Consider the following 25,700-nt stretch of genomic DNA (forward strand, 5'->3'; position numbering starts at 1 on the left):
TCGCCGATCCTCTACTACGGCGACGAGATCGGCATGGGCGACAACATCTGGCTCGGCGACCGGGACGCCGTACGCACCCCGATGCAGTGGACACCGGATCGCAACGCAGGTTTTTCGTCCTGTGACCCCGGGCGGCTGTTCCTGCCGACCATCATGGACCCCGTCTACGGCTACCAGGTCACCAACGTCGAGGCGTCGATGTCGTCGCCCTCGTCGCTGCTGCACTGGACCCGCCGGATGATCGAGATCCGCAAGCAGAACCCGGCCTTCGGCCTCGGGTCCTACACGGAACTCCAGTCCTCCAACCCGGCGGTACTGGCCTTCCTGCGGGAGTACGAGGACGACCTGGTGCTGTGCGTGCACAACTTCTCGCGCTTCGCACAGCCGACGGAGCTGGATCTGCGTATCTTCAACGGGCGGCATCCGGTCGAGCTGTTCGGCGGGGTGCGTTTTCCGGCCATCGGGGAGCTGCCGTACCTGCTGACGCTGGCGGGGCACGGCTTCTACTGGTTCCGGCTCCGCAAGGACCCCGCGTAGTGCCGCGCAGCGTCTCGCAGAACCCGGGGTGGGGCGGTTTCTCCTGTCCCACCCGGGGCACGCATCAGTAACACCCCGCCCACCCGGGGAAAGGAATGTGACACCATGGCGGAAACTGTCACACTTTCCGGCAAGACAAGTCCTGGCCTGCTCGCGTCCCTCGATCCCCTCCTTCGGGAATGGCTGCCGCGGCAGCGCTGGTTCGCCGGCAAGGGACGACCGGTCACCGGGTTCTCGCTGGTCGCGGCCACCGAACTGTTGCGGGCCGACGGCAGGCTCGGCCTGTTCCATCTCCTGGTGCGCGCCCACCAGCCGCTCACACTCGGCGCCGAGCCCCACCCCGGCGACTGCTACCAGCTGCTGATAGGCGTGCGCGAGGCGCTGCCGCCCCGGCTGGCGCCCGCGCTGATCGGACACGTGGACCAGGGCCCGCTCACCGGACGCACGGTGTACGACGCCCTGTACGACTCCCGGCCCGCCGAGGTGCTCCTGGAGGCGCTGCGCACCCAGGCCCACATCGGCGGGCTGCGCTTCGAGCGGGAGCCAGGGCAGGAGATCCGGACCGGGCTGGTCCCGCGGCTGGTGACGGCCGAGCAGTCGAACTCGTCGGTCGTCTACGGAGATACGTTCATCCTCAAGCTGTTGCGCCGGGTCGTGCCCGGCGTCAACCCCGACCTGGAACTGCCGCTGGCGCTGGCCCGCGAAGGCTGCCCACGAGTGCCCGCGCCGACGGCGTGGCTGCGGGCGGAGCTGGCCGGGGAGTCGTATGTGCTCGGTGTGCTCCAGCCGTTTCTGCAGGGTGCGACGGACGGCTGGGAGCTGGCGCTGCGCGAGCTGGCCAAGGGCGAGGACTTCGGCGCCGAGGCGCGCGCGCTGGGCCGCGCCACGGCCGAGGTGCACACGGCACTCGCCCGCGCCCTGCCGACCGTCACCCTGGGTCACACCCAGCTGCAGCCGCTGGTCGACGGCATGATCGAGCGCCTCGACGTGGCCGCGCAGGCGGTGCCCACGCTACGGCCGTACGCCCCCGCCCTGCGCTCCGCGTTCACCGCGCTCGCCGACCTGGCCTCGGAGGGCCGCACCTGGACCGCGCAGCGCATCCACGGTGACCTGCACCTGGGGCAGTGCCTGCGCTCGCCGGCCGGTCAGTGGTGGCTGATCGACTTCGAGGGCGAGCCGTCCAAGCCGCTGGCGGAACGGCGGATGCCGCAGCCGCCGGTGCGGGACATCGCAGGGATGCTGCGGTCCTTCGACTACGCGGCCCACTCGGCCGCATCTCAGGCAGAGGGCTGGGCCGAGGCCTGCCGGGCCGCCTACTGTTCCGGATACGCCGAGGTCAGCGGCCGGGATCCGCGCACGGACCCGGTACTGCTGCGCGCGTACGAAACAGACAAGGCGATCTATGAAGTCGTCTACGAGGCCCGTCACCGCCCCGACTGGCTCCCCGTTCCCATGGCGGCGATAGAGCGTTACGCCGCATCCGACCCTCACTGACCCGACCTCACCTTCGCCGAGGAGGCGCCGCCCGTGACCCCCCGCCCCACGCCCAGCGGTTCGGATCCGAAGAAGAAGGCCGCGAAGGCCGCGGACAAGGCGACCGAGCCCAGGAAATCGGTGAAGAAGGCGGCGGCGAAGACCACCGCCGAGAAGGCAGTCACGAAAAAGGCCGTCGCGGCGAAGACGACGGCGGCCAAGACGACAGCGAAGAAGAGCCCGGCGAAGAAAAGCACGGCGAAGAAGACGACTGCGAAGAAGACGGCCGCCGAACAGACCACGACGAAGCAGACGACGGTCAAGACAGCAGCCAAGAAGCCGGCCACCAAGAAGGCAGTCGCCAAGAAGCCAGCCGCCAAGAAGACGACGGCCACGAAGACTCCCGCCAAGAAGACCGTCACCGCCGCGAAGAAGATCACCGCACCGGCTCCGGTTGCCTCGCCGGAGGTGCCCGCCGGGGACCGCGAGCGGCTGCTCGCCGGTACGCATCACGACCCGCACACCGTGCTGGGTGCCCACCCGGTGCCCGGCGGGGTCGCCTTCCGGGCCTTCCGGCCGTACGCGCTGTCCGTGACCGTCGTCGCCGCGGACCTGCGGGCCGAGCTGCACGACGACGGGGACGGGTTCTTCTCCGCCCTGCTGTCCCTGACCGAGGTCCCCGAGTACCGGCTCCTCGTGCGGTACGAGGAGACGGTCCTGGAGACCGAGGACGCGTACCGCTTCCTGCCCACGCTGGGCGAGCTCGACCTGCACCTGATCGGCGAGGGACGGCACGAGTATCTGTGGCAGGTGCTCGGCGCGCACCCGATGACGCACCAGGGCGTGCCCGGCACCCGTTTCTCCGTGTGGGCGCCGAACGCGCGCGGTGTGCATGTGGCCGGCACCTTCAACTTCTGGGACGGCACCGGTCACCCGATGCGCTCGCTCGGCTCCTCCGGTGTCTGGGAGCTGTTCGCGCCGGGGATCGGCGAGGGCGAGCTGTACAAGTTCGAGATCACCCGGCCCGACGGTTCCAAGACCCTCCGCGCCGACCCGCTGGCCCGGCGCACCGAGGCCCCGCCGAACACGTCGTCGATCGTCACCGCCTCCCACCACGAGTGGCAGGACGCGCAGTGGCTGGAGCAGCGTGCGAACGTGCCCGCGCACGAGGCCCCGTTCTCGGTCTACGAGGTCCACCTCCCCTCCTGGCGACCGGGCCTGACGTACCGTCAACTGGCGGAGCAGCTCCCCGCCTACGTCAAGGACCTGGGCTTCACGCACGTCGAACTGATGCCGATCGCGGAGCACCCCTTCGGCGGCTCCTGGGGCTACCAGGTCACCGGCTTCTACGCCCCCACGGCCCGCCTGGGCACCCCCGACGACTTCAGGTACCTGGTCGACGCACTGCACCAGGCGGGCATCGGCGTCCTCATGGACTGGGTGCCGGCACACTTCCCGCGCGACGACTGGGCCCTGGCGGAATTCGACGGCCGGCCCCTGTACGAGCACGAGGACCCGCTCCGCGCCGCACACCCCGACTGGGGCACCCTGGAGTTCGACTACGGCCGTCGCGAGGTGCGCAACTTCCTGGTCGCGAACGCCATCTACTGGTGCGAGGAGTTCCACATCGACGGCCTGCGTGTCGACGCGGTCGCCTCCATGCTCTACCTCGACTACTCGCGCGAGCCCGGCCAGTGGACCCCGAACGAGCACGGCGGCCGGGAGAACCTGGACGCGGTGGCGTTCCTGCAGGAGATGAACGCGACGGTGTACCGGCGGGTGCCGGGCGTGGTCACGATCGCCGAGGAGTCCACGGCCTGGGACGGCGTCACCCGGGCCACGCACCACCGGGGGCCTGGCGGCTTCGGCGGGCTCGGCTTCGGCCTCAAATGGAACATGGGCTGGATGCACGACTCCCTCGACTACATGAGCCACGAGCCGATCCACCGCAAGTACCACCACAACGAGATGACCTTCTCGATGGTGTACGCGTACAGCGAGAACTACGTGCTGCCCATCTCGCACGACGAGGTGGTCCACGGCAAACGCTCACTGGTCTCGAAGATGCCGGGCGACTGGTGGCAGCAGCGGGCCAATCTCCGCGCCTATCTGGGCTTCATGTGGGCCCACCCCGGCAAGCAGCTCCTCTTCATGGGGCAGGAGTTCGCGCAGGGCGCGGAGTGGTCGGAGGCGCACGGTCCGGACTGGTGGCTGCTGGACCCGGCGTACGGTGCCGAGGCCGACCACCGCGGGGTCCGTGACCTGGTCCGCGACCTGAACATCGTCTACCGCCACACCCCCGCCCTGTGGCAGCGGGACACCGATCCGTCCGGCTTCCAGTGGATCGTCGGCGACGCGGCCGAGGACAACGTCTTCGCGTTCCTGCGCCTCGCCGCGGACGGCACCCCGCTCCTGGCGGTCGCCAACCTGTCCCCCGTGGTCCGCCACGACTACCGTCTGGGCGTACCCGACGACGTCCCTGCCTGGCACGAGACCCTCAACACGGACATCGCAAAATACGGCGGCAGCGACGTGACGAACCCGGACATCATCAAGCCGGAACCCCACGGCCACCAGGGCCGCCCGGCAAGCATCAGGCTGACCCTGCCCCCACTGGCGACGGTGTGGCTCCGCCCGGCCTAGCCCGGGGGCCTCGTCCTCAAGCGCCGGAGGGGCTATTTAGCCTCTCCGGCGTTTGAGGAGCGGGGGTCCGGGGGCCGGCCCCCGGGTCGGGACGGGGAGGGGCGGCGGGGGCGAAATCAGCCGTTACCCCAGCGCCGCGGCCAAAGCCGCAGGCAACGCCCTGCTGTGCAGCACCCCCAACCGCTGCGTGGCCCGGGTCAACGCCACATACAGATCACTCGTGCCGTACAGCCCCGGCTCGACCACCAGCACCGAGTCGAACTCCAGCCCCTTGGCCCCCCGCGGATCCAGCAGCACAACCCTCCGCGTCAGATCCGGCGCCTCCCCCGCCACCACCCCGTCCAGCCGAGCGGCCAGCTTCCCGTGCAGATGCCGCGGTGCAATAACAGCCAGCCGCCCCTCCGCGGGCGTAAGTTCCTCCACCGCCTTCGCCACCGCGTCCGGCAGATCATCCACCGCCCGCGCCCAAGGCCGAACGCCAGTGGCCCGCACGGAACTCGGCGGTTCAAAGCCCGGCTGCTCGGCCCGCACCACCGCCGCCGCGACCTCCATGATCTCGGCAGGCGTACGGTAGTTGACGCCGAGCCGGGCGTGCTCCCAGCGGTCCTCGACATACGGCTCGAGAATCCCCGCCCAGGAACCGACCCCCGCCGCCTCCGCCGTCTGCGCCGGATCCCCCACCAGCGTCATCGACCGCGTCGGGCAGCGCCGCATCAGCAGCCGCCACGCCATCGGCGACAGCTCCTGCGCCTCGTCGACGATGATGTGCCCGAACGTCCAGGTCCGGTCGGCCGCCGCCCGCTCGGCGGCGCTGCGGTGGTCGTCCTCCTCCTGCCGCTCGGCGAACCGCTCGGCGTCGATGATGTCGTGCGCGGACAGGACCTCGGAGTCCTCCTCGTCCTTGTCCTCGAACTCGTAGGTCCGCGAGGCGTACGAGACGTCCAGCACGCCCTGCGCATACGCGACCTGCGTCTCCCGCTCCCGCTCCGCCCGCGCCCGCGCCACCCGCTCGTCCACGCCGAGCAGTTCGGCCGCCTCGTCGAGGAGCGGTACGTCCGCCACCGTCCACGCCCGCGTCACCGGACGGCGGATCGCGGCCGCGTCCTCGTCGGGGAGGTAACCGACGGGATCGGCGAGGAAGTCCGCGACCAGGCGCTGCGGGGTCAGCCGCGGCCACAACTGGTCGATGGCGGCCCACACTTCGGGGTTCTCGGCGATCTCGTCGCGGATCTGCGTGATGTCGCTCGGGTCCAGCAGGCTCGTGCCGTCGAAGGGGTCTGTCCCGACCCGCTCGGCGTACATCTCGGTGAGCGTGTTGAGGATGTGCCCCTCGAAGTGCTCCCGGGCCACGTTGTGCGGCAGCCGGGCGGCACGGGTGCGCTCGCGGGCCACCTTCACCAGGCCGTCGTCGAGCATCAGGATCTCCCGGTCGTGCTCGATCGCGATCACCGGGTCGGGCAGCGCCTGCCAGTCGCGTACGGCCTCGGCGAGGACGTCCGCCATGTCGGCGCGGCCCTTCACCGCGGCCGCCGCACGGCTGTCGCTCGCCGTCGCCTTCACCCCGGGGAACAGCTCCCCGACCGTCGCGAGCAGCACGCCCGTCTCGCCGAGCGAGGGCAGCACCTCGCCGATGTAGCCGAGGAAGGCGGGGTTGGGGCCGACGATGAGCACGGCACGCTTGGCGAGCAGTTCCCGGTGCTCGTAGAGCAGATACGCGGCCCGGTGCAGGGCGACGGCCGTCTTGCCGGTGCCCGGACCGCCCTCGACCACCAGCACGCCCCGGTGCGGCGCCCGGATGATCTCGTCCTGCTCGGCCTGGATGGTCTGCACGATGTCGTGCATACGGCCGGTGCGCGCGGCGTCGAGTGCGGCGAGCAGCACCGCGTCGCCGGTGGGGTCCTCGTGGCCGGTCCGCTCCTGGTCCCCGAGGTCGAGGATCTCGTCGTGCAGGGCGGTGACCCGGCGCCCCTCGGTGGTGAGGTGCCGGCGGCGGCGCAGGCCCATCGGGGTGTGGCCGGTGGCCAGGTAGAAGGGGCGGGCGACGTCGGCACGCCAGTCGATGAGGACCGGAGTGCGCTCGGCGTCGTCGGTGCGCAGCCCGATACGGCCGATGTGGTGCCGGGTGCCCGAGGTGAAGTCGATACGGCCGAAGCAGAGCGAACCGTCGACGGCGTTCAGCGCGGCGAGCAGCCCGGACCGCTCGGCGACCAGGATGTCCCGCTCCAGCCGGGCCTGCATGGGCGTGTTCCCCTGGGCGAGCGCATCCGTGACGCCCGCTTCGGTGTGGCCGCGCAGGGCGTCCACGCGCGCGTACAGGGCGTCGATGAATTCCTGTTCCCTGCGAATTTCATCGCTGTTTGACAATTCCACTCCCGGGCCGATACAATGACGCCAGTGAACTTCTTTGCGACCCAATCCCCTTGAAGTCGCGAATCATTAAACTTACACAGAGAAATCCCCCGGGCGCAATTGCCCGGGGGATTTCTTCTGTACTGCGTGCGGTCAGAGGACGTCCGCCAGCTCGGCCAGCAGCCGCCGCTTGGGCCTGGCCCCCACCATCGCCTTGATCGGCTCACCGTCGCGGAAGACCATGAACGTGGGCATCGAGAGCACCTTGTAGGCGTTCGTGGTCTCCGGATTGCGGTCCACGTTCAGCTGCACCACCTTGAGACGGCCGGCCTCCTCGGCGGCCAGGGCGTGCAGCACCGGACCCATCTGCCGGCACGGCGGGCACCAGTCCGCCGTGAACTCAACCAGCACCGGCAACTCGGACCCGATCACCTGCGCCGCGAAATCCTCGTCCGTCACGTCGATCACAGTTCCTGCCCTCCCATTTCGCACAACGGTGGTTCCCCGTCGGCCACGGCCAGCCGCACCGCGATCCGCGCCCGCACGGCCTGCAGCTCGCCGATCAGCGCGTCGAGTTCGTCCAGCTTGCGCCGGTAGACCGCGAGCGAGGCCGGGCAGGAGTCGCCCTCCGGGTGCCCGGCCCGCAGACATTCCACGAACGGCCGCGTCTCCTCCAGGTCGAACCCGAAGTCCTGCAGCGTCCGGATCTGCCGGAGCAGCTTCAGGTCGCTCTCGTCGTAGGTGCGGTAGCCGTTCCCACCGCGCCGCGCGGGCAGCAGCCCGCGCGACTCGTAGTACCTGAGCGTCCGCGTCGTGGTCCCGGCCCGTTCGGCCAGCTCGCCGATTCGCATGCGTACGAACGTAATCCTTGACGCCGACGTCAGGGCAAGGCCGGCAAACGTTCGAAGCGGCGGGCCCGCCTCCGGACCCGCCGCTTCGCTCCCCCGTGATTCCCCCGTCGGTCGGTCCTCCGTGGTTCCCCGCCTCACTGCTCGTGCGCGGTGGCGGCCGGGCGGAACACCGGTGGCTCGCATGCCGGCCGGTGCTGCGCCGTCGTCCAGGGCGGCTCCTCCGCCTCACCGGCCCCGGCGCGCTCGAACCAGGCACGGGCCGCCTCCGGTCGCCCCGTGAGCAGCAGGAGGAGGGCGGCGACCGGTCCGCGGATCTCCTCTCCGGCCTCCCCCCGCGCCCACTCGATGTCGGTGGCGACGAGCCGGGCGTGCGGGAGGGGCCAGGGCCGGGGTGGCACCCGCATCGTCCACACACGGTCGGCGGCGTCACGGGCGGCCGCGCGGGGCATCTCACGCATCCGGCCGAGGGCGAGGGCGATGTCCTGGCCGTGGACGAGGACGTCGAGCAGGGACTCACGGGGCGTGGTGAGCGGTGCCATGCGGCGCGAGCCGACGAGCGAGCGCAGGTCGGCGAGGATCTCCTCGACCGGCGCCGCCCCCGCCCGGACAGAGGCGTCGTGGATCATCCGGTCCATGTTGCCGCGGGCCCGGACCAGTTCCCGTAGCACCCAACGGTAGTCGGAGCGCGCCCCCAACGTCAGATGCGCGGCGACGTCCCGGATCCGCCAGTCCCCGCAGCGGGTCGGCGTATCCCACTCCGTGGGACCGAGCCGCTCCAGCAGATCGGCCAGATCTGCCCGCTCCCGGTCCACGACCCGCCAGAGCTCGTCCGTCTCCAGAGCCACGCCCACAGGGATCACCGCCCACTCAAGTGGTAAGCTTCTCTGACCAAATTAGTCAGAGACTCTGACCAGTGTCAAGGGTGCGGGGAAGGAGCGTCGACGATGGCGGCGGAGAGCGAGCTCAATACGGGAGTGCTTCTGTTCCTCCCCTATCGGGCCCTGGAGAACCGTATCTTCGCCACCCTCGCCGAGGCCGGGTACGACGACATCACGCCGGCCCAGGCCCGGGTGCTGCAACGCGTCGGCCCGGACGGCACCCGGCTGACCGAGCTCGCGGAACAGGCTCAGGTCACCAAGCAGACGGCCGGCTTCCTGGTCGACCAGATGGAAAAGACCGGCTATGTACGGCGCACCCCGGACCCGACCGACAGGCGGGCCCGGCTGGTGTGCCTGGCGGAGCGGGCCTGGGCGGCCAAGGAGATCGCCGACGGCGTGGTCGCCGAAGTGGAGCAGGAATGGGAGGCCCACCTCGGCAAACGCCGCATGAAGCAGCTGCGCGAGGCGCTGACGGCACTGCGGGAGATCACGGACCCCTGGGCCTAGGAGGCCCGGCCGCCCGGAACGGCCCGGACGGTTCAGACAGCCGGCGCGGTGTGGGCCGGCACCCCGGCCGACTCCTCGACCTCCAGCAGCGAGGCGCTCTCGCGCTCCTCCTCGAACGCCTTGCGGCCGCCCCTGAGGCCGAACAGCCGCTTGGCGAGGGCGATGTAGAGGACGGCGAGGACGTTGAGGACGAGAGTGCCGATCTTCAGCCAGCTGATGTGCTCGGTGAGCTCGTAGATCTCCAGGGGGAGGAAGGCGGCGGTGGCGACCACCGTGAGGTACTCCGCCCAGCGCTTGGCGTACCAGAGGCCGACCGCCTCGACGAGCTCGATCAGGGCGTACGCCAGCAGCAGTGCGGCCACCAGCAGCAGCGTGGAGTGCTTGTAGCCGAAGGTCTTCTGTATCGTGCCGACGATCGGCGAGTGGTCGAGGTCGTAGTGGAAGTGCCGGAAGACGGGCCGGAAGACGTCGAGGTACTCGTCGAAGAGCCGGCGCACCGAGTCCTGGCTGTTGCTGAACTTCCACACGGCGAGCGCCACCAGCACGATGAAGACGCCGCGCACGGCCCGCTCGATCGCCAGGAAGCGCAGGATGAACAGGTCCCGCAGGACCTTGCCGCGCGGCACGAGGGGCGCGTGGTCCGCCGGTCCCGAGCCGTGCGGCTCGCCGAGCACGAAGTCGCCGCAGCGCAGACAGCGCCAGACGTCCCCGAGAGCGGTCTGCGCGTGCAGCCGCTCCTTGAGCCCCGGCTCGTCCGGTGCATACGTCACGTGCCCCTTGCGGGCACATGTGCGCCGATCCCAGTCGATCTTCATCCCCCGTGCCTCCAACCAACCGGCGAACGCGCCGCGCGTGTACTGGACCGGCGCCGAACGCTAGTGGACTTCGGTAAGAGATCGGTGAGGATCGCCGGGCGTCTTTCCAGGTCGGAGGAGTTCCGGAGGAAACGACGAAGCCGAGCGGTCGGGTCCACGGGGGAGGAACCCGACCGCTCGGCTTCTGTGCCGGGCCGCTGATCCACGGGGGAGAGTTCAGCCGCCCGGAGTCCCGGCGGGGCTCAGGCCTTCGCCAGCTCCTTCTCGCCGCCCTGCTCCGGCACCTCGGCGAGCGGCCGGACCTCCTCGTCGTCCAGGAGGGTCGTCTCGTCGAAGGGCAGCTCACCGGCGAGCACGCGGCCCACGCGCTCCTTGTCGATCTCCTTGGTCCAGGTGCCGATCAGGACCGTGGCCACGGAGTTGCCCGCGAAGTTCGTCAGGGCGCGGGCCTCGCTCATGAAGCGGTCGATGCCGACGATCAGGCCGACGCCGTCCACCAGGGCGGGCTTGTGCGACTGCAGACCACCGGCCAGGGTCGCGAGGCCGGCGCCGCTGACACCCGCCGCGCCCTTGGAGGCGAGCAGCAGGAAGAGCAGCAGCGGGATCTGCTCGCCGATCGCCATCGGCGTACCCATGGCGTCGGCGATGAACAGCGAGGCCATGGTCATGTAGATCATGGTGCCGTCGAGGTTGAAGGAGTAGCCGGTCGGGACGGTGATGCCGACGACCGACTTGCTGACCCCGAGGTGCTCCATCTTCGCGATGAGGCGCGGCAGCGCCGACTCGGAGGAGGAGGTCGAGAGGATCAGCAGGAACTCACGGGCCAGGTACTTGAAGAACGTGAAGATGTTGAGTCCGGCGACGATCCGCAGCAGGGCACCGAGCACGATGAAGACGAAGAGGAAACAGGTGACGTAGAAGCCGAGCATCAGGATGGCCAGCTGCTTCAGCGCGTCGAAGCCCGCGGACCCGGTGACGGCGGCGATGGCGCCGAAGGCACCGACGGGGGCGGCCCACATCACCATGCCGAGGATGCGGAAGACGAGCTTCTGGAGGTGCTCCACGCCGCGCAGGATCGGCTGCCCGGCCGAGCCCATGGCCTGCAGGGCGAAACCGGTGAGCAGGGCGACCAGCAGGGTCTGCAGCACCTGCTGCTGGGTGAAGGCCGAGATGAAGGTCGTCGGGATGATCGACAGTACGAAGTCGACCGGCGACAGCGCCTCACTGTCCACCTGGTCGTGCCCGGTGGCCTTGATCGCATCGGTGATGTGCAGCCCGTCGCCCGGGTGCAGGACGTTGCCGACGACCAGGCCGATGGTCAGGGCGACCAGCGACATCGCCACGAAGTAGCCGAGCGCGATACCGCCGACGGCGCCGACCTTGGCGGCCTTCCGTACGGAGCCGATGCCGATCACGATCGTGCAGAAGATGATCGGGGAGATCATCATCTTGATCAGGTTCACAAAGCCCGTACCGAGCGGCTTGAGCTCGACGCCCACGCTCGGCCAGATCAGACCCACGGCGATACCGAGGGCCACCGCTGCGATGACGGCGATGTAGAGATAGTGGGTGCGGTCCCGCTTCCCAGCGGGTGCGGCAGGTGCCGTATCGGGGGTGCTGGCGGCCACGGCTGCCCTCCTTGACGTCTTCGTCGGCATCACCGGCGTGCGGCTCACGTCCGGGGGATGGGGATGGGGGTGCGGTTCACTGCACGGGAGGCGGTGGCTGGAACCGTATGTCCCGCTTCCACTGCTTCCTCGATGCCGTGACTATCCCCTGCGCCTGTGAGGGCGGTCACCCTTCCGTTCATTTAGTTCATGCTTAACCTGCGAGGCACACTGACGACATGCGCATCCCCGTCCCGCGCCCCCGCAGCCTGGCCACCCAGCTCTTCGCCATGCAGGCCGTGCTCATAGCGGTGCTCGTGGCCGGATACGCACTGTTCACCTACGTCAGCGACAAGCAGCAGGCCGAGGACGCGGCACGCCGGCAGGCCCTGGCGGTGGCCCGCTCGATCGCGGACGCCCCGTCCGTCCTGGCGGCGACCCGCACCGCCGACCCCAGCGCGCAGCTCCAGCCGTACGCGCTGCGGGTGATGCGCGACGCCGACGTCGACTTCGTCACGATCATGGACCCCCAGGGCATCCGCTGGACCCACCCCCACAAGGACGAGATCGGCAAGCACTTCCTCGGCAACATCGAGCAGTCCCAGCACGGCGAGACCATCACCGAGAGATACAAGGGCACCCTCGGCCTGTCGGTCCGCGCGGTGACCCCCATCGAGGACGCCGACAAGCGGGTCGTCGGCCTGGTCAGCGCGGGCATCAAGGTCAAGGCGATCAGCGAACGGGTGCAGGGCCAGGTCTCGGCCCTGCTCAGCGTCGCCGCCGGCGCCCTCGCCCTGGGGGCGATCGGTACGTACGTCGTCAACGCCCGGCTGCGCCGGCACACCCACGGCATGAACGCGACCCAGCTCAGCCGGATGCACGACTACCACCAGGCGGCGCTGCACGCGGTGCGGGAGGGGCTGCTGATGCTGGACGGGCAGTACAGGGTGGCCCTGATCAACGACGGCGGCCGGGAGTTGCTGGGCGTCGGCCCGGAGGGGGAGGTGGTCGGGAGGTCGGTGGCTGACCTCGGGCTGCCCGGCCCGCTGACCGGGGCGCTGCTGGCGTCCGAGCCACGGGTGGACGAGGTGCATCTGACCGCGGACCGCGTCCTCGTCGTCAACACCTCCCCGGTGTCGGGCGGCGAGCGCCGAGGCACCGTGGTCACCCTCCGCGACGTGACCGAACTCCAGTCCCTGATGGGCGAGTTGGACTCCGAGCGGGGCTTCACGCAGGCCCTGCGCTCGCAGGCCCACGAGGCGGCGAACCGCCTCCACACGGTCGTGTCGCTCATCGAACTCGGTCGCGCGGAGGAGGCGGTGGACTTCGCGACGGCCGAACTGGAGCTGGCCCAGGCGCTGACCGACCAGGTGGTGGCGGCGGTGAGCGAGCCGGTGCTGGCGGCTCTGCTGCTGGGAAAGACGGCTCAGGCGAACGAGCGGGGCGTGGAGCTGGTGGTGTCGGAGGACAGCCGCCTCGACGACGGCCTGCTCCCGCCGACCCTCCCGGCCCGCGACCTGGTGACGATCCTCGGCAATCTGATCGACAACGCGGTGGACGCGGCCCAGGGCAGCATCGGCGCCCGGGTGACGGTGACGGCGTACGCGGAGGGCACGGAGCTGGTGATGCGGGTCGCGGACACCGGCACGGGGGTGGATCCCGCCCATGCCGAGCTGGTATTCCAACGGGGGTTCTCGACGAAGCCGGCCGGTCCGGGCGGGCGGGGCCTCGGGCTGGCCCTGGTACGGCAGGCGGTCACCCGGCAGGAGGGCACGTTGACGGTGGCCGAGAGCGAGGAGGGCGGTGCGGTGTTCGAGGTACGGCTGCCTCTGGACCCGGGCGTCACTCCGGCCGCGGCGACCGGGCGCGCCACGGTGAGAGGTGACGCATGACGACCCTGCAGCGCATCCGGGTCCTGGTCGTGGACGCCCCCGTAGCGCCGGACCCGCACACCGTCCGGGTGCCGGACACCGCCGGCCACCGCGACCGGCACACACGGCCCGCGGCGCAAAGGCAGCAACGCGGCGCCGCGTTCGAAGCACGACTGCCTCCGGACGCAGCCGCCCGGCCCACCGGAGCGACCGGGCAGGCCGCCACGAGAGGTGACGCATGACGACCCGGCAGCCCATCCACATCCTCGTCGTGGACGCCGCCACGAGAGGTGACGCATGACGACCCAGCCCATCCGCGTCCTGGTCGTGGAGGACGACCCGGTGGCCGCCGACGCGCACGTCATGTACGTCGGCCGGGTTCCGGGCTTCGTGGCCGTCGGCAAGGCACACACGGGCGCGGAGGCCCGCCGGCTGCTGGACCGCACACCGGTGGACCTGCTGCTGCTGGATCTGCATCTGCCGGATGTGCACGGGCTGCAGCTCGCCCGCTCGCTGCGGGCGGCCGGTCACCACACGGACGTGATCGCGGTGACGTCGGCGCGGGACCTGACCGTGGTGCGGGAGGGGGTGTCGCTGGGGGTCGTGCAGTACGTACTGAAGCCGTTCACCTTCGCGACCCTGCGGGACCGGCTGGTGCGGTATGCCGAGTTCCACGCGGCGGTCGGCGAGGCGAGCGGGCAGGACGAGGTGGACCGGGCGCTGGCCACGCTGCGGGCGCCTTCGCCGGCGGCGCTGCCCAAGGGGCTGAGCGCGCCGACGCTGGAGCGCGTGACGGTGGCGCTGCGGGACTGCGGGGAGGGGCTGACCGCGGCGGGGCTGGCGGAGGCGGTGGGGATATCGCGGATCACCGCTCGGCGGTATCTGGAGCACCTGGTGGACGCGGGACGGGCGGCGCGGGCTCCGCAGTACGGGACGGTGGGGCGGCCGGAGTTGCAGTACCGGTGGGTGCGGAACGAGAAGGGGGAAGCAGATCGGGGACGTTAGGTCGCCGCACGGTCATTGACCTGACTAGACCACTCCTCCTACCTTCACCGGGCAACCATCTCGGCCGACAACGACGTTGAGCCCGCAGGAGGTCATGCCCGTGCGCCCCACCGCCGCCTTCCCCCTCCTCCCCGTCCTCCTCACCACCGCCCTCGCCGCAACCACCCTCACAGCCTGCGGCAACGGCTCCGGCAGCAGTCCGAACACCCTCAAGGTCTCCTTCAAGCAGTCGACGGACAACTCCATCAAGGTGATGGACGGCTTCCTCGCCGACATCAAGAAGCAGTTCGAGAAGAAGTACCCCGGCAAGAAGGTCGAACTCGTCCCGATCAAGGCCCCGGACTCGGAGTACTACACCAAGCTCCAGCAGATGCTCCGCTCCCCCAAGACGGCCCCGGATCTCGTCTACGAGGACACCTTCCTCATCAACTCCGACATCACCAGCGGGTACTTGAAGCCGCTGGACCCGTATCTCGACAAGTGGCCGGACTGGAAGCAGTTCATCGGCACGGCGAAGACCGCGGCCAGGGCCGAGGACGGGAGGACGTACGGCGTCCCGGACGGCACCGACACCCGCGGGCTCTGGTTCGACAAGGGCATCTTCAAGAAGGCCGGTCTGCCGGCGAACTGGCAGCCGAAGACCTGGGACGACGTGCTCGGCGCCGCCCGCGCCATCAAGAAGAAGGTTCCCGGGGTCACCCCCATCAACGTCTACACCGGCAAACCCGCCGGTGAGGCCGCCACCATGCAGACCTTCGAGATGCTGCTCTACGGCACCGGCGACGGAACCACCGACCCCCTCTACGACAAGTCGGCCAAGAAGTGGATCGCCGGGAGCCAGGGCTTCAAGGACAGCCTCCGGTTCGTCGAGACGGTCTACAAGGAGAAGCTCGGCCCGGACGTCTCCGACGCCCTTGATCCCAACATCCAGACCATCGTGGCCGGCGACCTGCTGCCGAAGGGCAAGCTGGGCATCGCCCTCGACGGCTCGTGGCTGCCGCAGGCCTGGCTGAAGGGCAGCGGCCACGAATGGCCGGAGTGGTCCAGCGAGTTGGGCCTGGCGTACATGCCGACCCAGCACGGCCAGGCCCCCGGCAAGGTGAGCATGTCCGGCGGCTGGACCTGGGCGATCCCCTCCAAGGCGGGCAACCCCGACCTCGCCTTCGACTTCATCAGGACGATGCAGACGAAGGCGAACGCGGAGAAGTGGTACATCGCCAACTCCGGTATCTCGGTCCGCAACGACGTGGCGCGCGACCCCTCGTACACAAGCGCCCAACCCGGCATCAAGTTCTTCACGGACCTGGTCGCGAGCACCCACTACCGGCCCGCGTACCCGGCGTATCCCAAGGTCTCCACGGCCGTCCAGGAGGCCATGGAGGGCGTCACGACGGGCGACATGTCCGTGGACAAGGCGGCGAGCGGCTACGACGACGCGCTCAAGGACGCCACCGACAACCAGGTCGTCAAGAAGTGACCGGCGGCCACGCATGACCGCCGCGACCCCGCACACGGCAGGCGTGGAGGCGGCCAAGTCGCCCTCACGCCCGCCCGCCCCGTCCGAGCGCCGGCCCCGCCGGACGCTCCCCCGCGCCCTCGCCCGCCTGCTTCCGCTTTCCCCCGCCGTCGCGCTCCTGCTCCTGTTCCTCGCCGGTCCGATCGCCTACTGCGCCTACATCGCCTTCACCGACCTCCAGCTCACCGGCCAGGCCCACTCGTCCTTCGTCGGCCTCGCGAACTTCCGCAAGGCCTTCGGGGACGAGGAGTTCCTCAACGCCGTCTGGCTGACGCTGGTGTTCACGGTCGTGTCGTCGCTGCTCGGCCAGAACACCCTCGGGCTGGCGCTGGCGGCGCTGATGCAGCGCGCGTCGAAGCCGGTCCGCACGCTGACGGGCGGCATCGTGGTCACGGCATGGGTCCTTCCGGAGGTCGTCGCCGGGTTCCTCCTCTACGCCTTCTTCCGCCGCGAGGGCACCCTGAACGCCATCCTGGACCGGCTCCATCTCCCCTCCCAGAACTGGCTGTTCACCCTCCCGATCCTGGCCGTGTCCTTCGCGAACGTCTGGCGGGGTACGGCCTTCTCGATGCTGGTCTACTCGGCTGCGCTGGGCGAGATCCCGAAGGAGATCACGGAGGCCGCCGAGGTCGACGGCGCGGGCGGCTGGCGCCGTATGTGGCACATCACCCTTCCGATGATCCGCCGCTCCATCGGCACGAACCTGATGCTGAACACCCTCCAGACCCTGTCCGTCTTCGGCCTGATCTGGGTGATGACGAGAGGCGGCCCGGGCGACAAGAGCCAGACCCTCCCGCTCTTCATGTACGAGCAGGCCTTCCAGAACAGCATGATCGGCTACGGCACCGCCGTCGCCCTGCTGCTGCTCCTGGTCGGCTCGCTGTTCTCCCTGGTGTACCTGCGCCTGCTGCGGACGGAGGTCTGACCCTCACCATGGCCCGCACACTCGCCTCCCGCCGCCGCAGCCGCCGGCTGGCCGCCGACGCCGGACTGCTGGTGGTGGCCGCCGCCTTCGCACTGCCGCTCGCCTGGGTGCTGCTGTCGTCGGTGGACCCGCATGCGAACTTGCAGGTGAAGGCCCCCGACGGTTTCACCTGGTCCAACTTCGACGCGATCCTGACCTCGGACATCACCTTCACACCCCTCCTCAACAGCCTGATCCTGTGCGGCGGCGCGACGCTGCTGACGGTGGTGTGCGCAGCCCTGGCGGCGTATCCGCTCTCCCGTTTCCGGTCCCGGCTGAACCGCCCGTTCCTCCTGACCATCCTCTTCGCGACGAGTCTGCCCATCACGGCGATCATGGTGCCGGTGTACGCGCTGTTCGTTCAGGTGAACCTGATCGACACCGTGCAGGGCACGATCCTCTTCTTCGCCGCCTCCCAACTCCCCTTCGCCATCTGGCTGATGAAGAACTTCATGGACGGCGTGCCGAAGGAGCTGGAGGAGGCGGCGTGGACCGACGGGGCGTCGTCGATGCAGTCGCTGGTGCGGATCGTGCTGCCGCTGATGGGTCCGGGGGTGGCGGTGGTGACGGTGTTCTCGTTCGTGGTCATGTGGGGGAACTTCTTCGTCCCCTTCATGCTGCTGCTGACCCCCGACCAGATGCCGGCCTCGGTGAGCATCAACGAGTTCTTCGGCAACCGGGGCATGGTGGCGTACGGGCAGCTGGCCGCGTTCTCGATCGTCTACTCGACGCCGGTGATCCTGCTGTACGTGCTGATCGCCCGGCGGCTGGGCGGCGGGTTCGCGCTGGGCGGGGCGGTCAAGGGGTGAACCTGTCCGGGAACCCCGCTCAGGCCTCCGGCAACACCCCCGCCCGAAACGGCTCCACCCCCACAACCCTCCGCACCCGCACCGGCTCGATCAGCAGCATCACCCGCCGCTCACCGGGCAGCAGCCACGGGTACCGGTCCTCGCCGATGTACTTCCGGGCCAGCCGGTCCATGCCCCGCTCCGCCTCCTCCCCCTCCACGAACCGGACGACCCGCCCCCGGATCTCGGCGCGGTCGTACGGGTTGCCGGCGTCGTGGTGGGACAGCGAGACGTTGGGATTGAGCCGCAGGTTGTCGATCTTCACGCGGCCGATCGACGTATTGACCATGGCGTACTCGTCTTCGATGTCCGCCCACATGGGCGAGACGTGCGGCATCCCGTCCGCGCCCACCGTGGCGAGATGCCAGAAGTTCGGCGCCAGCAGACGCTCGCGAATATGCCCCTCGAGCTTGACGTTCACAAAGTCACCGCCCCTCGGGCCGCCCGCCCGGACGGCTTCGCGCCATCGTCGCCAGCACACCCGCCACGACGACAGACGATCTTCGGCCACCCCCGTCCAATCCGCACGGGTGGCCGAATCCGTACGTTCCTACAATCCGTGATCCTGGCCGAACAGACCGTAGTCATCGCGTCACGGGCCGCCTACGTTGTGGCCCGTGCGCCATCGTCCCGCCCGCTCGAACCAGCCCGCCCCGCCCTTCAACGCCCCCGCCGCCCGCCGGCTCCGCACGGCCCTCAACATGGGCCCCGAACATGTCGCCTACGGCCTGCGTGCCTCATACGGGCTGCCGTATGTCTCCCCGGATCTCGTCCTCGCCTGGGAGCGCGGTTCCGTCGCCCCTTCCAGCCCCGAACTCACCGCTCTCGCAGGCGTGTTGTGGTGCTCCCCCGGCGAGATCACCGGGCCGCCCCGCACCCTGCGCGAGCACCGCATCGCCCGCGGCCTCGCCCCGGAGGACGTCGCCCGCACCGTCGGACTGGAGTTCCCCGCCTATATGCACATGGAGGAGCACAACGCCTGGCGCGGCAACGAGCGCCAGTCGGCCGTCCTCGCCGACGTGCTCGACCTCTCGCTCCCGGACTTCGTCACCGTCACGGGACGCGAACCGAAGCTGACCGAGCTGCTGTGCAGTGCGGTGACCACACGCTGGCAGGCGTACGTCCGCCCGGTGGCCAGAACCGTACCCCTGGACCGGCACCTCCTTCAGGACGCCCTCCAGACGCTGCACCAGGACTACCAGGGGCAGATGGCCGCCTCGCTGAGCTGGGGCGCCGGAAACGCGGCCAGCGAGTCGAGCGACGCCGGCCGCGAGTTCCTGGACCGCATCGTCGACCACTTCTGGGCGGCGGTCCAGGACAACACCGGATGATGTTTTCAGCCCGTCCGCCGTCTGAGGACGAGGCCGTTCAGGCCGAAGCGGCGGTCTGGGGGCGGCAGCCTCCAGGGAAGTCCCAGAAGTCCCAGAAGTCCTAGAACACAGACTCCGCCTCGTCCATCCGGTCCTTCGGGACCGTCTTCAGCTCGGTCACCGCCTCCGCCAGCGGCACCATCACGATGTCCGTGCCGCGCAGGGCCGTCATCCGGCCGAACTCGCCCCGGTGCGCCGCCTCCACCGCATGCCAGCCGAAGCGGGTGGCGAGGACGCGGTCGTAGGCGGTGGGGACGCCACCGCGCTGCACATGGCCGAGGATGACCGGCTTGGCCTCCTTGCCGAGCCGCCGCTCCAGCTCGTACGCCAGTGCCGTACCGATGCCCTGGAAGCGCTCGTGGCCGTACTGGTCGATCTCGCCCTTGCCGTAGTCCATGGTGCCCTCGGCGGGATGGGCGCCCTCCGCCACGCACACGACCGCGAACTTCTTTCCGCGGGCGAAGCGCTCCTCGACCATCTTGACCAGGTCGGCCGGGTCGAAGGGGCGCTCGGGCAGGCAGATGCCGTGCGCGCCGGCCGCCATGCCGGACTCCAGGGCGATCCAGCCCGCGTGCCGGCCCATGACCTCGACGACCATCACGCGCTGGTGGGACTCGGCCGTGGTCTTCAGGCGGTCCATCGCCTCCGTGGCGACCCCGACCGCGGTGTCGAAACCGAAGGTCCGGTCGGTGGAGGAGATGTCGTTGTCGATCGTCTTCGGTACGCCGACCACCGGCAGTCCCGCGTCGCTGAGCATCCGGGCCGCGGTCAGCGTGCCCTCGCCGCCGATCGGGATGAGTGCGTCGATGCCGAAGTCACGGGCGATGTCGGCCGCGCTCTCGCAGGCCTCGCGCAGGCGGTCACGCTCCAGCCGGGAGGAGCCGAGGATGGTGCCGCCGCGGGCCAGGATGCCGCCGACGTCATCGAGATCCAGGGTGCGGTAACGGCCGTCGAGCAGACCGGCGTAGCCGTCCTCGAAGCCGATGACCTCGTCGCCGTACTGGGCGACCGCTCGGTGCACGACCGACCGGATCACGGCGTTCAGGCCGGGGCAGTCGCCGCCTGCGGTGAGAACTCCGATGCGCATCGTGCTGTGTCTCCTGCTCGCTGTCGTTACCGGTGAGCCAGCCCGGTGGTTTCCGGTGAGCCGGTCCGATTGTTTCATGCCCGACAGGACGATATCCCTTCTGTCAGCTATGACCCGATTGGCCCTATCGGGTCATAGGCCCCGGCCCCGGTCCTGACGGGCGCCTTATCCAGCGCCAGGGGTATTGTCAAGAGGGTTCTGCTCACCTCGGTGGGCGATTTTTATAACGGCGCAAGGAAGGGGCGAGCACGCGTGACGCGCAGCGTGTACGTGACCGGGATCGACCGAGGCGACGGCCGACAGGTGGTGGAGCTGGGGGTCATGGAGCTCCTGACCCGGCAGGTCGACCGGGTCGGGGTGTTCCGGCCGCTCGTCCACCACCAGCCCGACCGCCTGTTCGAGCTGCTCCGCGCCCGCTACCGGCTCTCCCAGGACCCGGCCACGGTCTACGGCATGGACTACCACGAGGCCTCCGCCCTGCAGGCGGAGCGGGGGACGGACGAACTGGTGTCCACCCTCGTGGAACGCTTCCTCGTGGTCGCACGCGACTACGAGGTCGTCCTCGTCCTGGGCACGGACTTCGCCGACACGCAGCTCCCCGACGAGCTCTCCCTCAACGCCCGGCTGGCGAACGAGTTCGGCGCGTCCGTGCTCCCGGTCGTGGGCGGCCGTGGGCAGCCCACCGAGTCCGTGCTCGCCGAGACGCGCAACGCCTTCCGCGCGTACGAGGGCCTGGGCTGCGACGTCCTCGCCATGGTGACCAACCGGGTCGCGCGCGAGGACCGGGAGGAGATCGCGCAGAAGCTCGGCTCCCGCCTGCCCGTGCCGTGCTACGTCGTCCCGGACGACCCCGCCCTCGCCGCCCCCACCGTCTCCCAGATCGGCCAGGCGCTCGGCGCGAAGGTCGTCCTCGGCGACGACTCGGGGCTGGCGCGCGACGCCCTGGACTTCGTGTTCGGCGGGGCGATGCTGCCCAACTTCCTGCCCGCCCTGACCCCGGGCTGTCTGGTGGTGACCCCGGGCGACCGCGCCGACCTGGTCGTCGGCTCGCTGGCCGCGCACAGCGCCGGTACCCCGCCGATAGCCGGGGTGCTGCTCACCCTGAACGAGGTGCCGAGCGACGAGATCCTCACCCTCGCCGCCCGCCTCGCCCCGGGCACCCCGGTGCTCTCGGTGTCCGGCAACAGCTTCCCGACGGCCGCGGAACTCTTCGCCCTGGAGGGGAAGTTGAACGCGGCGACACCGCGCAAGGCGGAGACCGCGCTCGGCCTCTTCGAGCGTTACGTCGACACCGGCGACCTCAACAAGCGGGTCTCCGCGCCCAGCAGCGACCGCCTCACCCCGATGATGTTCGAGCACAAGCTGCTCGAACAGGCCCGCTCCGACAAGCGCCGGGTCGTTCTCCCGGAAGGCACCGAGGAGCGCGTCCTGCACGCCGCCGAGGTGCTCCTGCGCCGCGGGGTCTGCGACCTCACCCTGCTCGGCCCGGTCGAGCAGATCCGCAAGAAGGCCGCCGACCTGGGCATCGACCTGGGCGACTGCCAGCTGATCGACCCGGCCACCAGCGAGCTGCGCGACTCCTTCGCGGAGAAGTACGCGCAGTTCCGCGCCCACAAGGGCGTCACCGTGGAGCTGGCGTACGACGTCGTCGCGGACGTCAACTACTTCGGCACGCTGATGGTCCAGGAGGGGCTCGCGGACGGCATGGTGTCGGGCTCGGTGCACTCCACGGCCGCGACCATCCGCCCCGCCTTCGAGATCATCAAGACCAAGCCGGACGCCGACATCGTCTCGTCCGTCTTCTTCATGTGCCTCGCCGACAAGGTCCTCGTCTACGGCGACTGCGCCGTGAACCCCGACCCGGACGCGAAGCAGCTCGCGGACATCGCCATCCAGTCGGCCGCCACCGCCGAGCAGTTCGGTGTGGAGCCGCGGATCGCGATGCTGTCGTACTCGACGGGTACGTCCGGCTCGGGCGCCGACGTCGACAAGGTGCGCGAGGCGACCGAACTGGTCCGGGAGAGGCGCCCCGACCTGAAGATCGAGGGGCCGATCCAGTACGACGCCGCGGTGGAGCCGACGGTCGCGGCGACCAAGCTGCCGGAATCCGAAGTCGCCGGGCAGGCAACGGTTCTGATCTTCCCTGACCTCAATACAGGTAACAACACCTACAAGGCCGTGCAGCGTTCGGCCGGCGCGATCGCCGTCGGGCCGGTGCTCCAGGGCCTGCGCAAGCCCGTCAACGACCTGTCCCGGGGCGCTCTCGTCTCGGACATCGTCAACACCGTCGCCATCACCGCCATACAGGCCCAGCACCCGAACGAGAAGGCGTCCGCCCAGTGAGCCCGACCCGTGTCCTCGTCCTCAACTCCGGCTCCTCGTCGGTGAAGTACCAGCTGCTCGACATGCGGGACGGCAGCCGGCTCGCCGCGGGTCTCGTCGAGCGGATCGGCGAGGAGACCTCGCGGCTCAGGCACACCCCGCTCGGGACGGGCGGCGGGACCCGTGAGTGGAGCAGGACCATCGCCGACCACGAGGCGGCCCTGAAGGCCGTGGCGGAGGAGCTGGCGAAGGACGGGCTGGGGCTGGACTCCCCCGAGCTCGCGGCGATCGGGCACCGGGTCGTGCACGGCGGGCAGTCCTTCACCGAGCCGACCGTGATCGACGACGCCGTGCTCGCCGAGATCGAGCGGCTGATACCGGTGGCACCCCTGCACAACCCGGCCAACCTGACCGGCATCCGCACCGCGCAGGCGCTGCGGCCCGACCTGCCGCAGGTCGCCGTCTTCGACACCGCCTTCCACACCACGATGCCGGAGTCGGCCGCCCGCTACGCGATCGACGTGAAGACCGCCGACGAGCACCGGATCCGGCGCTACGGCTTCCACGGGACCTCGCACGCGTATGTGTCCCGGGCCACCGCCGAGCTGCTCGGGAAGGCGCCCGAGGAGGTCAACGTCATCGTGCTGCACCTCGGAAACGGGGCGTCCGCCTCCGCCGTGCGGGGCGGGAGGTGCGTGGACACCTCCATGGGGCTGACGCCTTTGGAGGGGCTCGTGATGGGTACGCGATCCGGGGACATGGATCCGGCCGTCATCTTCCATTTGATGCGGGTTGGCGGAATGTCCACCGACGAGATCGACACTCTTCTCAACAAGAAGAGCGGGTTGATCGGGCTGTGCGGTGACAACGACATGCGGGAGATCCGTCGCCGGATCGACGAAGGTGACGAAGAGGCGCAGCTCGCCTTCGACATCTACATTCACCGGCTGAAGAAGTACATCGGCGCCTATTACGCCGTACTCGGCCGGGTGGACGCGGTCGCCTTCACGGCGGGAGTCGGGGAGAACGCGAGCCCGGTGCGGGAGGCTGCCCTGGCGGGCCTTCAGGAGCTGGGCCTGGCGGTGGACAGCGAGCTGAACGCCGTACGCAGTGACGAACCGCGGCTGATCTCGCCCGCGCAGGCGCGCGTGGCGGTAGCCGTGGTGCCGACCGACGAGGAACTGGAGATCGCCACACAGACCTATGCGCTGGTCGGGCAGTAACGAATGCGGCTTCGCCGCATGACCGGCTGAAGAACCCCGAGGAATACACCGCAGTAACACGCCTGAGCGCGGACCCGCCCATTTGTATCTTCCGCCAGACGGAATATTCCGCGGCGAAACAAACCGATAGGATCGCCCCATGCGCCGTTCGAAAATCGTCTGTACTCTCGGCCCCGCGGTCGACTCCCACGAAATGCTGGTCTCGATGATCGAGGCCGGAATGAACGTGGCCAGGTTCAACTTCAGCCACGGCACCCACGCCGAGCACCAGGCGCGGTACGACCGCGTCCGGGCCGCGTCCAAGGAGACCGGCCGTGCCATCGGTGTCCTGGCCGACCTGCAGGGTCCGAAGATCCGTCTGGAGACCTTCGCCGAAGGCCCGGTCGAGCTCGAGCGCGGTGACGAGTTCGTCATCACCACCGAGGACGTCCCGGGCGACAAGTCCATCTGCGGTACGACGTACAAGGGCCTGCCCGGTGACGTCGACCGGGGCGACCAGATCCTGATCAACGACGGCAACGTCGAGCTGAAGGTCCTGGACGTCGAGGGCCCGCGGGTCAAGACGATCGTCATCGAGGGCGGTGTCGTCTCCGACCACAAGGGCATCAACCTGCCCGGCGCGGCCGTCAACGTGCCGGCGCTGTCCGAGAAGGACGTCGAGGACCTCCGCTTCGCGCTGCGCATGGGCTGCGACATGGTCGCGCTGTCCTTCGTGCGGGACGCCAAGGACGTGGACGACGTCCACCGGGTGATGGACGAGGAGGGCCGTCGCGTCCCCGTCATCGCCAAGGTGGAGAAGCCGCAGGCGGTCGACAACATGGAGGCCGTCGTGATGGCGTTCGACGCCGTGATGGTCGCCCGCGGTGACCTCGCCGTCGAATACCCGCTCGAGAAGGTCCCGATGGTGCAGAAGCGGCTCATCGAGCTGTGCCGCCGCAACGCCAAGCCGGTGATCGTGGCGACCCAGATGATGGAGTCGATGATCACCAACTCCCGTCCCACCCGCGCCGAGGCCTCGGACGTGGCCAACGCGATCCTGGACGGCGCGGACGCGGTCATGCTGTCCGCGGAGTCCAGCGTGGGCGCCTATCCGGTCGAGACCGTGAAGACGATGTCGAAGATCGTCGCCGCGGCCGAGCAGGAGCTGCTGAGCAAGGGCCTGCAGCCCCTCGTCCCCGGCAAGAAGCCGCGTACGCAGGGCGGTTCGGTCGCGCGCGCCGCGTGCGAGATCGCGGACTTCCTGGGCGGCCGGGGCCTGGTGGCCTTCACGCAGTCCGGTGACACGGCCCGCCGTCTGTCGCGCTACCGCGCCCAGCAGCCGATCATCGCCTTCACCACCGACGAGAACACCCGCAACCAGCTCACCCTCAGCTGGGGCGTGGAGTCGCACGTGGTGCCGTTCGTGAACACCACGGACGAGATGGTCGACATGGTCGACCAGGAGATCGCCAAGATCAACCGCTTCAACCCGGGCGAGATCGTCATCATCACGGCCGGCTCGCCCCCCGGCGTCCCCGGCACCACCAACATGCTCCGCGTGCACCACATCGCGGGCGGCGGCGCCAACTGACACAACCTCAAAGGCTCTTGTACGGCGCTGAGGGCGCCCCCTGCGGACAGGGGGCGCCCTCACGCATGTGCAGTGACCACCGACACTGAGAACCCCCTACCGGTTTTACCTTTCATATGTAAATCTTGAGGCGCCCTTGGGGAGAGGGCGTGGGGGGCGTGTGCCTGACCAGCACACAGCGCTCAGACCAGCGCATGAACGGCTCTTGGTGGACGTCGCGCGTCCGCAGTACGACCACGTTCGCCGCACAGCCATGCCCGCCTG

Annotated in this window: 22 protein-coding genes; 14 read left to right on the plus strand and 8 right to left on the minus strand. The window is 69.7% G+C overall.

The window, feature by feature from the left end; all coding sequences use genetic code 11:
• The 3 genes from ACFY1E_RS46595 to glgB all read left to right on the plus strand — a co-directional run.
• Nucleotides 1-537, plus strand: a 537-nt coding sequence (locus tag ACFY1E_RS46595; RefSeq protein ID WP_389088358.1) for an alpha-glucosidase C-terminal domain-containing protein, incomplete at its 5' end; no start/stop codon positions are given.
• 105 nt (nt 538-642) lie between these two features.
• Nucleotides 643-2,031, plus strand: coding sequence for a maltokinase (locus ACFY1E_RS46600; protein WP_389088360.1), 1,389 nt, complete (start codon nt 643-645; stop codon nt 2,029-2,031).
• A gap of 33 nt (nt 2,032-2,064) precedes the next feature.
• Complete coding sequence (glgB, locus tag ACFY1E_RS46605; RefSeq protein ID WP_389088363.1) at nt 2,065-4,653, plus strand: 1,4-alpha-glucan branching enzyme; 2,589 nt, start codon at nt 2,065-2,067, stop codon at nt 4,651-4,653.
• 123 nt (nt 4,654-4,776) lie between these two features.
• Here glgB and ACFY1E_RS46610 read toward each other — a convergent pair whose 3' ends face one another.
• From ACFY1E_RS46610 to ACFY1E_RS46625, 4 genes are all read right to left on the minus strand, one after another.
• On the minus strand, nt 4,777-6,999 hold the full coding sequence (locus ACFY1E_RS46610) for a HelD family protein (protein ID WP_389088490.1): 2,223 nt from the start codon (nt 6,997-6,999) through the stop codon (nt 4,777-4,779).
• Between the two features lie 156 nt (nt 7,000-7,155).
• Complete coding sequence (locus ACFY1E_RS46615; protein ID WP_389088365.1) at nt 7,156-7,470, minus strand: thioredoxin family protein; 315 nt, start codon at nt 7,468-7,470, stop codon at nt 7,156-7,158.
• The gene (locus ACFY1E_RS46620; protein ID WP_389088368.1) at nt 7,467-7,853 is read right to left on the minus strand and encodes a MerR family transcriptional regulator; all 387 of its coding nucleotides are present in this window, start codon (nt 7,851-7,853) and stop codon (nt 7,467-7,469) included. Before ACFY1E_RS46620 ends, ACFY1E_RS46615 begins: the two co-directional genes overlap by 4 nt.
• Nucleotides 7,854-7,987: 134 nt before the next feature.
• Nucleotides 7,988-8,698 (minus strand): maleylpyruvate isomerase family mycothiol-dependent enzyme, encoded by a 711-nt coding sequence (locus ACFY1E_RS46625; protein ID WP_389088370.1) that lies wholly within the window; start codon nt 8,696-8,698, stop codon nt 7,988-7,990.
• Between the two features lie 99 nt (nt 8,699-8,797).
• On the opposite strand from ACFY1E_RS46625, the gene ACFY1E_RS46630 reads away from it, so the two are divergent.
• Nucleotides 8,798-9,238: a MarR family winged helix-turn-helix transcriptional regulator gene (locus ACFY1E_RS46630; protein WP_389088373.1), complete on the plus strand. Its 441-nt coding sequence runs from the start codon at nt 8,798-8,800 to the stop codon at nt 9,236-9,238.
• A 32-nt stretch (nt 9,239-9,270) separates the two neighbouring features.
• Here the strand turns inward: ACFY1E_RS46630 and ACFY1E_RS46635 are convergent, their stop codons facing one another.
• The gene (locus ACFY1E_RS46635) at nt 9,271-10,053 is read right to left on the minus strand and encodes a DUF2127 domain-containing protein (protein WP_389088375.1); all 783 of its coding nucleotides are present in this window, start codon (nt 10,051-10,053) and stop codon (nt 9,271-9,273) included.
• Nucleotides 10,054-10,295: 242 nt separating this feature from the next.
• The gene (locus tag ACFY1E_RS46640; protein ID WP_389088378.1) at nt 10,296-11,681 is read right to left on the minus strand and encodes a cation:dicarboxylate symporter family transporter; all 1,386 of its coding nucleotides are present in this window, start codon (nt 11,679-11,681) and stop codon (nt 10,296-10,298) included.
• 218 nt (nt 11,682-11,899) lie between these two features.
• Between ACFY1E_RS46640 and ACFY1E_RS46645 the strand changes: the two genes are divergently transcribed.
• From ACFY1E_RS46645 to ACFY1E_RS46670, 6 genes are all read left to right on the plus strand, one after another.
• On the plus strand, nt 11,900-13,552 hold the full coding sequence (locus tag ACFY1E_RS46645) for an ATP-binding protein (protein ID WP_389088380.1): 1,653 nt from the start codon (nt 11,900-11,902) through the stop codon (nt 13,550-13,552).
• Entirely contained in the window at nt 13,549-13,773 is a 225-nt protein-coding gene (locus tag ACFY1E_RS46650; protein ID WP_389088383.1) for a hypothetical protein, read from the plus strand. Before ACFY1E_RS46645 ends, ACFY1E_RS46650 begins: the two co-directional genes overlap by 4 nt.
• A gap of 55 nt (nt 13,774-13,828) precedes the next feature.
• Nucleotides 13,829-14,536, plus strand: a complete 708-nt coding sequence (locus ACFY1E_RS46655) for a response regulator (protein WP_389088385.1) — start codon at nt 13,829-13,831, stop codon at nt 14,534-14,536.
• A gap of 94 nt (nt 14,537-14,630) precedes the next feature.
• A complete protein-coding gene (locus ACFY1E_RS46660) occupies nt 14,631-16,013 on the plus strand; it encodes an extracellular solute-binding protein (protein ID WP_389088388.1) in 1,383 nt (460 codons plus the stop codon).
• A 13-nt stretch (nt 16,014-16,026) separates the two neighbouring features.
• The gene (locus ACFY1E_RS46665; protein WP_389088390.1) at nt 16,027-16,977 is read left to right on the plus strand and encodes a carbohydrate ABC transporter permease; all 951 of its coding nucleotides are present in this window, start codon (nt 16,027-16,029) and stop codon (nt 16,975-16,977) included.
• 8 nt (nt 16,978-16,985) lie between these two features.
• Nucleotides 16,986-17,825 (plus strand): carbohydrate ABC transporter permease, encoded by an 840-nt coding sequence (locus ACFY1E_RS46670; protein WP_389088393.1) that lies wholly within the window; start codon nt 16,986-16,988, stop codon nt 17,823-17,825.
• A gap of 19 nt (nt 17,826-17,844) precedes the next feature.
• Here the strand turns inward: ACFY1E_RS46670 and ACFY1E_RS46675 are convergent, their stop codons facing one another.
• Nucleotides 17,845-18,285 (minus strand): TIGR03618 family F420-dependent PPOX class oxidoreductase, encoded by a 441-nt coding sequence (locus ACFY1E_RS46675; protein WP_389088395.1) that lies wholly within the window; start codon nt 18,283-18,285, stop codon nt 17,845-17,847.
• Nucleotides 18,286-18,472: 187 nt separating this feature from the next.
• Between ACFY1E_RS46675 and ACFY1E_RS46680 the strand changes: the two genes are divergently transcribed.
• Nucleotides 18,473-19,195: a helix-turn-helix domain-containing protein gene (locus tag ACFY1E_RS46680; protein WP_389088398.1), complete on the plus strand. Its 723-nt coding sequence runs from the start codon at nt 18,473-18,475 to the stop codon at nt 19,193-19,195.
• A 100-nt stretch (nt 19,196-19,295) separates the two neighbouring features.
• On the opposite strand, the gene ACFY1E_RS46685 is transcribed toward ACFY1E_RS46680, so the two are convergent.
• On the minus strand, nt 19,296-20,321 hold the full coding sequence (locus ACFY1E_RS46685; protein ID WP_389088400.1) for an ATP-dependent 6-phosphofructokinase: 1,026 nt from the start codon (nt 20,319-20,321) through the stop codon (nt 19,296-19,298).
• Between the two features lie 252 nt (nt 20,322-20,573).
• On the opposite strand from ACFY1E_RS46685, the gene pta reads away from it, so the two are divergent.
• The 3 genes from pta (at nt 20,574) to pyk (ending at nt 25,436) form a co-directional block, all read left to right on the plus strand.
• Nucleotides 20,574-22,664 carry a phosphate acetyltransferase gene (gene pta / locus ACFY1E_RS46690; protein WP_389088403.1) on the plus strand — a complete coding sequence of 697 codons (2,091 nt, stop codon included), beginning with the start codon at nt 20,574-20,576 and terminating at the stop codon, nt 22,662-22,664.
• Nucleotides 22,661-23,866, plus strand: a complete 1,206-nt coding sequence (locus tag ACFY1E_RS46695; RefSeq protein ID WP_389088405.1) for an acetate kinase — start codon at nt 22,661-22,663, stop codon at nt 23,864-23,866. Before pta ends, ACFY1E_RS46695 begins: the two co-directional genes overlap by 4 nt.
• Before the next feature lie 139 nt (nt 23,867-24,005).
• Nucleotides 24,006-25,436, plus strand: a complete 1,431-nt coding sequence (gene pyk, locus ACFY1E_RS46700; protein ID WP_389088408.1) for a pyruvate kinase — start codon at nt 24,006-24,008, stop codon at nt 25,434-25,436.
• Nucleotides 25,437-25,700 lie beyond the last annotated feature (264 nt).

Origin of the sequence: Streptomyces sp. NPDC001604, assembly GCF_042893475.1 — a bacterium.
Lineage (GTDB): Bacteria > Actinomycetota > Actinomycetes > Streptomycetales > Streptomycetaceae > Streptomyces.

Coding starts and splice junctions, on each gene's coding strand:
- ACFY1E_RS46600 (WP_389088360.1), top strand. CDS start 643: ATGGCGGAAACTGTCACACTTTCCGGCAAGACAAGTCCTGGCCTGCTC.
- ACFY1E_RS46620 (WP_389088368.1), bottom strand. CDS start 7,853: ATGCGAATCGGCGAGCTGGCCGAACGGGCCGGGACCACGACGCGGACG.
- ACFY1E_RS46630 (WP_389088373.1), top strand. CDS start 8,798: ATGGCGGCGGAGAGCGAGCTCAATACGGGAGTGCTTCTGTTCCTCCCC.
- ACFY1E_RS46635 (WP_389088375.1), bottom strand. CDS start 10,053: ATGAAGATCGACTGGGATCGGCGCACATGTGCCCGCAAGGGGCACGTG.
- ACFY1E_RS46645 (WP_389088380.1), top strand. CDS start 11,900: ATGCGCATCCCCGTCCCGCGCCCCCGCAGCCTGGCCACCCAGCTCTTC.
- ACFY1E_RS46650 (WP_389088383.1), top strand. CDS start 13,549: ATGACGACCCTGCAGCGCATCCGGGTCCTGGTCGTGGACGCCCCCGTA.
- ACFY1E_RS46655 (WP_389088385.1), top strand. CDS start 13,829: ATGACGACCCAGCCCATCCGCGTCCTGGTCGTGGAGGACGACCCGGTG.
- ACFY1E_RS46660 (WP_389088388.1), top strand. CDS start 14,631: ATGCCCGTGCGCCCCACCGCCGCCTTCCCCCTCCTCCCCGTCCTCCTC.
- ACFY1E_RS46665 (WP_389088390.1), top strand. CDS start 16,027: ATGACCGCCGCGACCCCGCACACGGCAGGCGTGGAGGCGGCCAAGTCG.
- ACFY1E_RS46670 (WP_389088393.1), top strand. CDS start 16,986: ATGGCCCGCACACTCGCCTCCCGCCGCCGCAGCCGCCGGCTGGCCGCC.
- ACFY1E_RS46685 (WP_389088400.1), bottom strand. CDS start 20,321: ATGCGCATCGGAGTTCTCACCGCAGGCGGCGACTGCCCCGGCCTGAAC.
- pyk (WP_389088408.1), top strand. CDS start 24,006: ATGCGCCGTTCGAAAATCGTCTGTACTCTCGGCCCCGCGGTCGACTCC.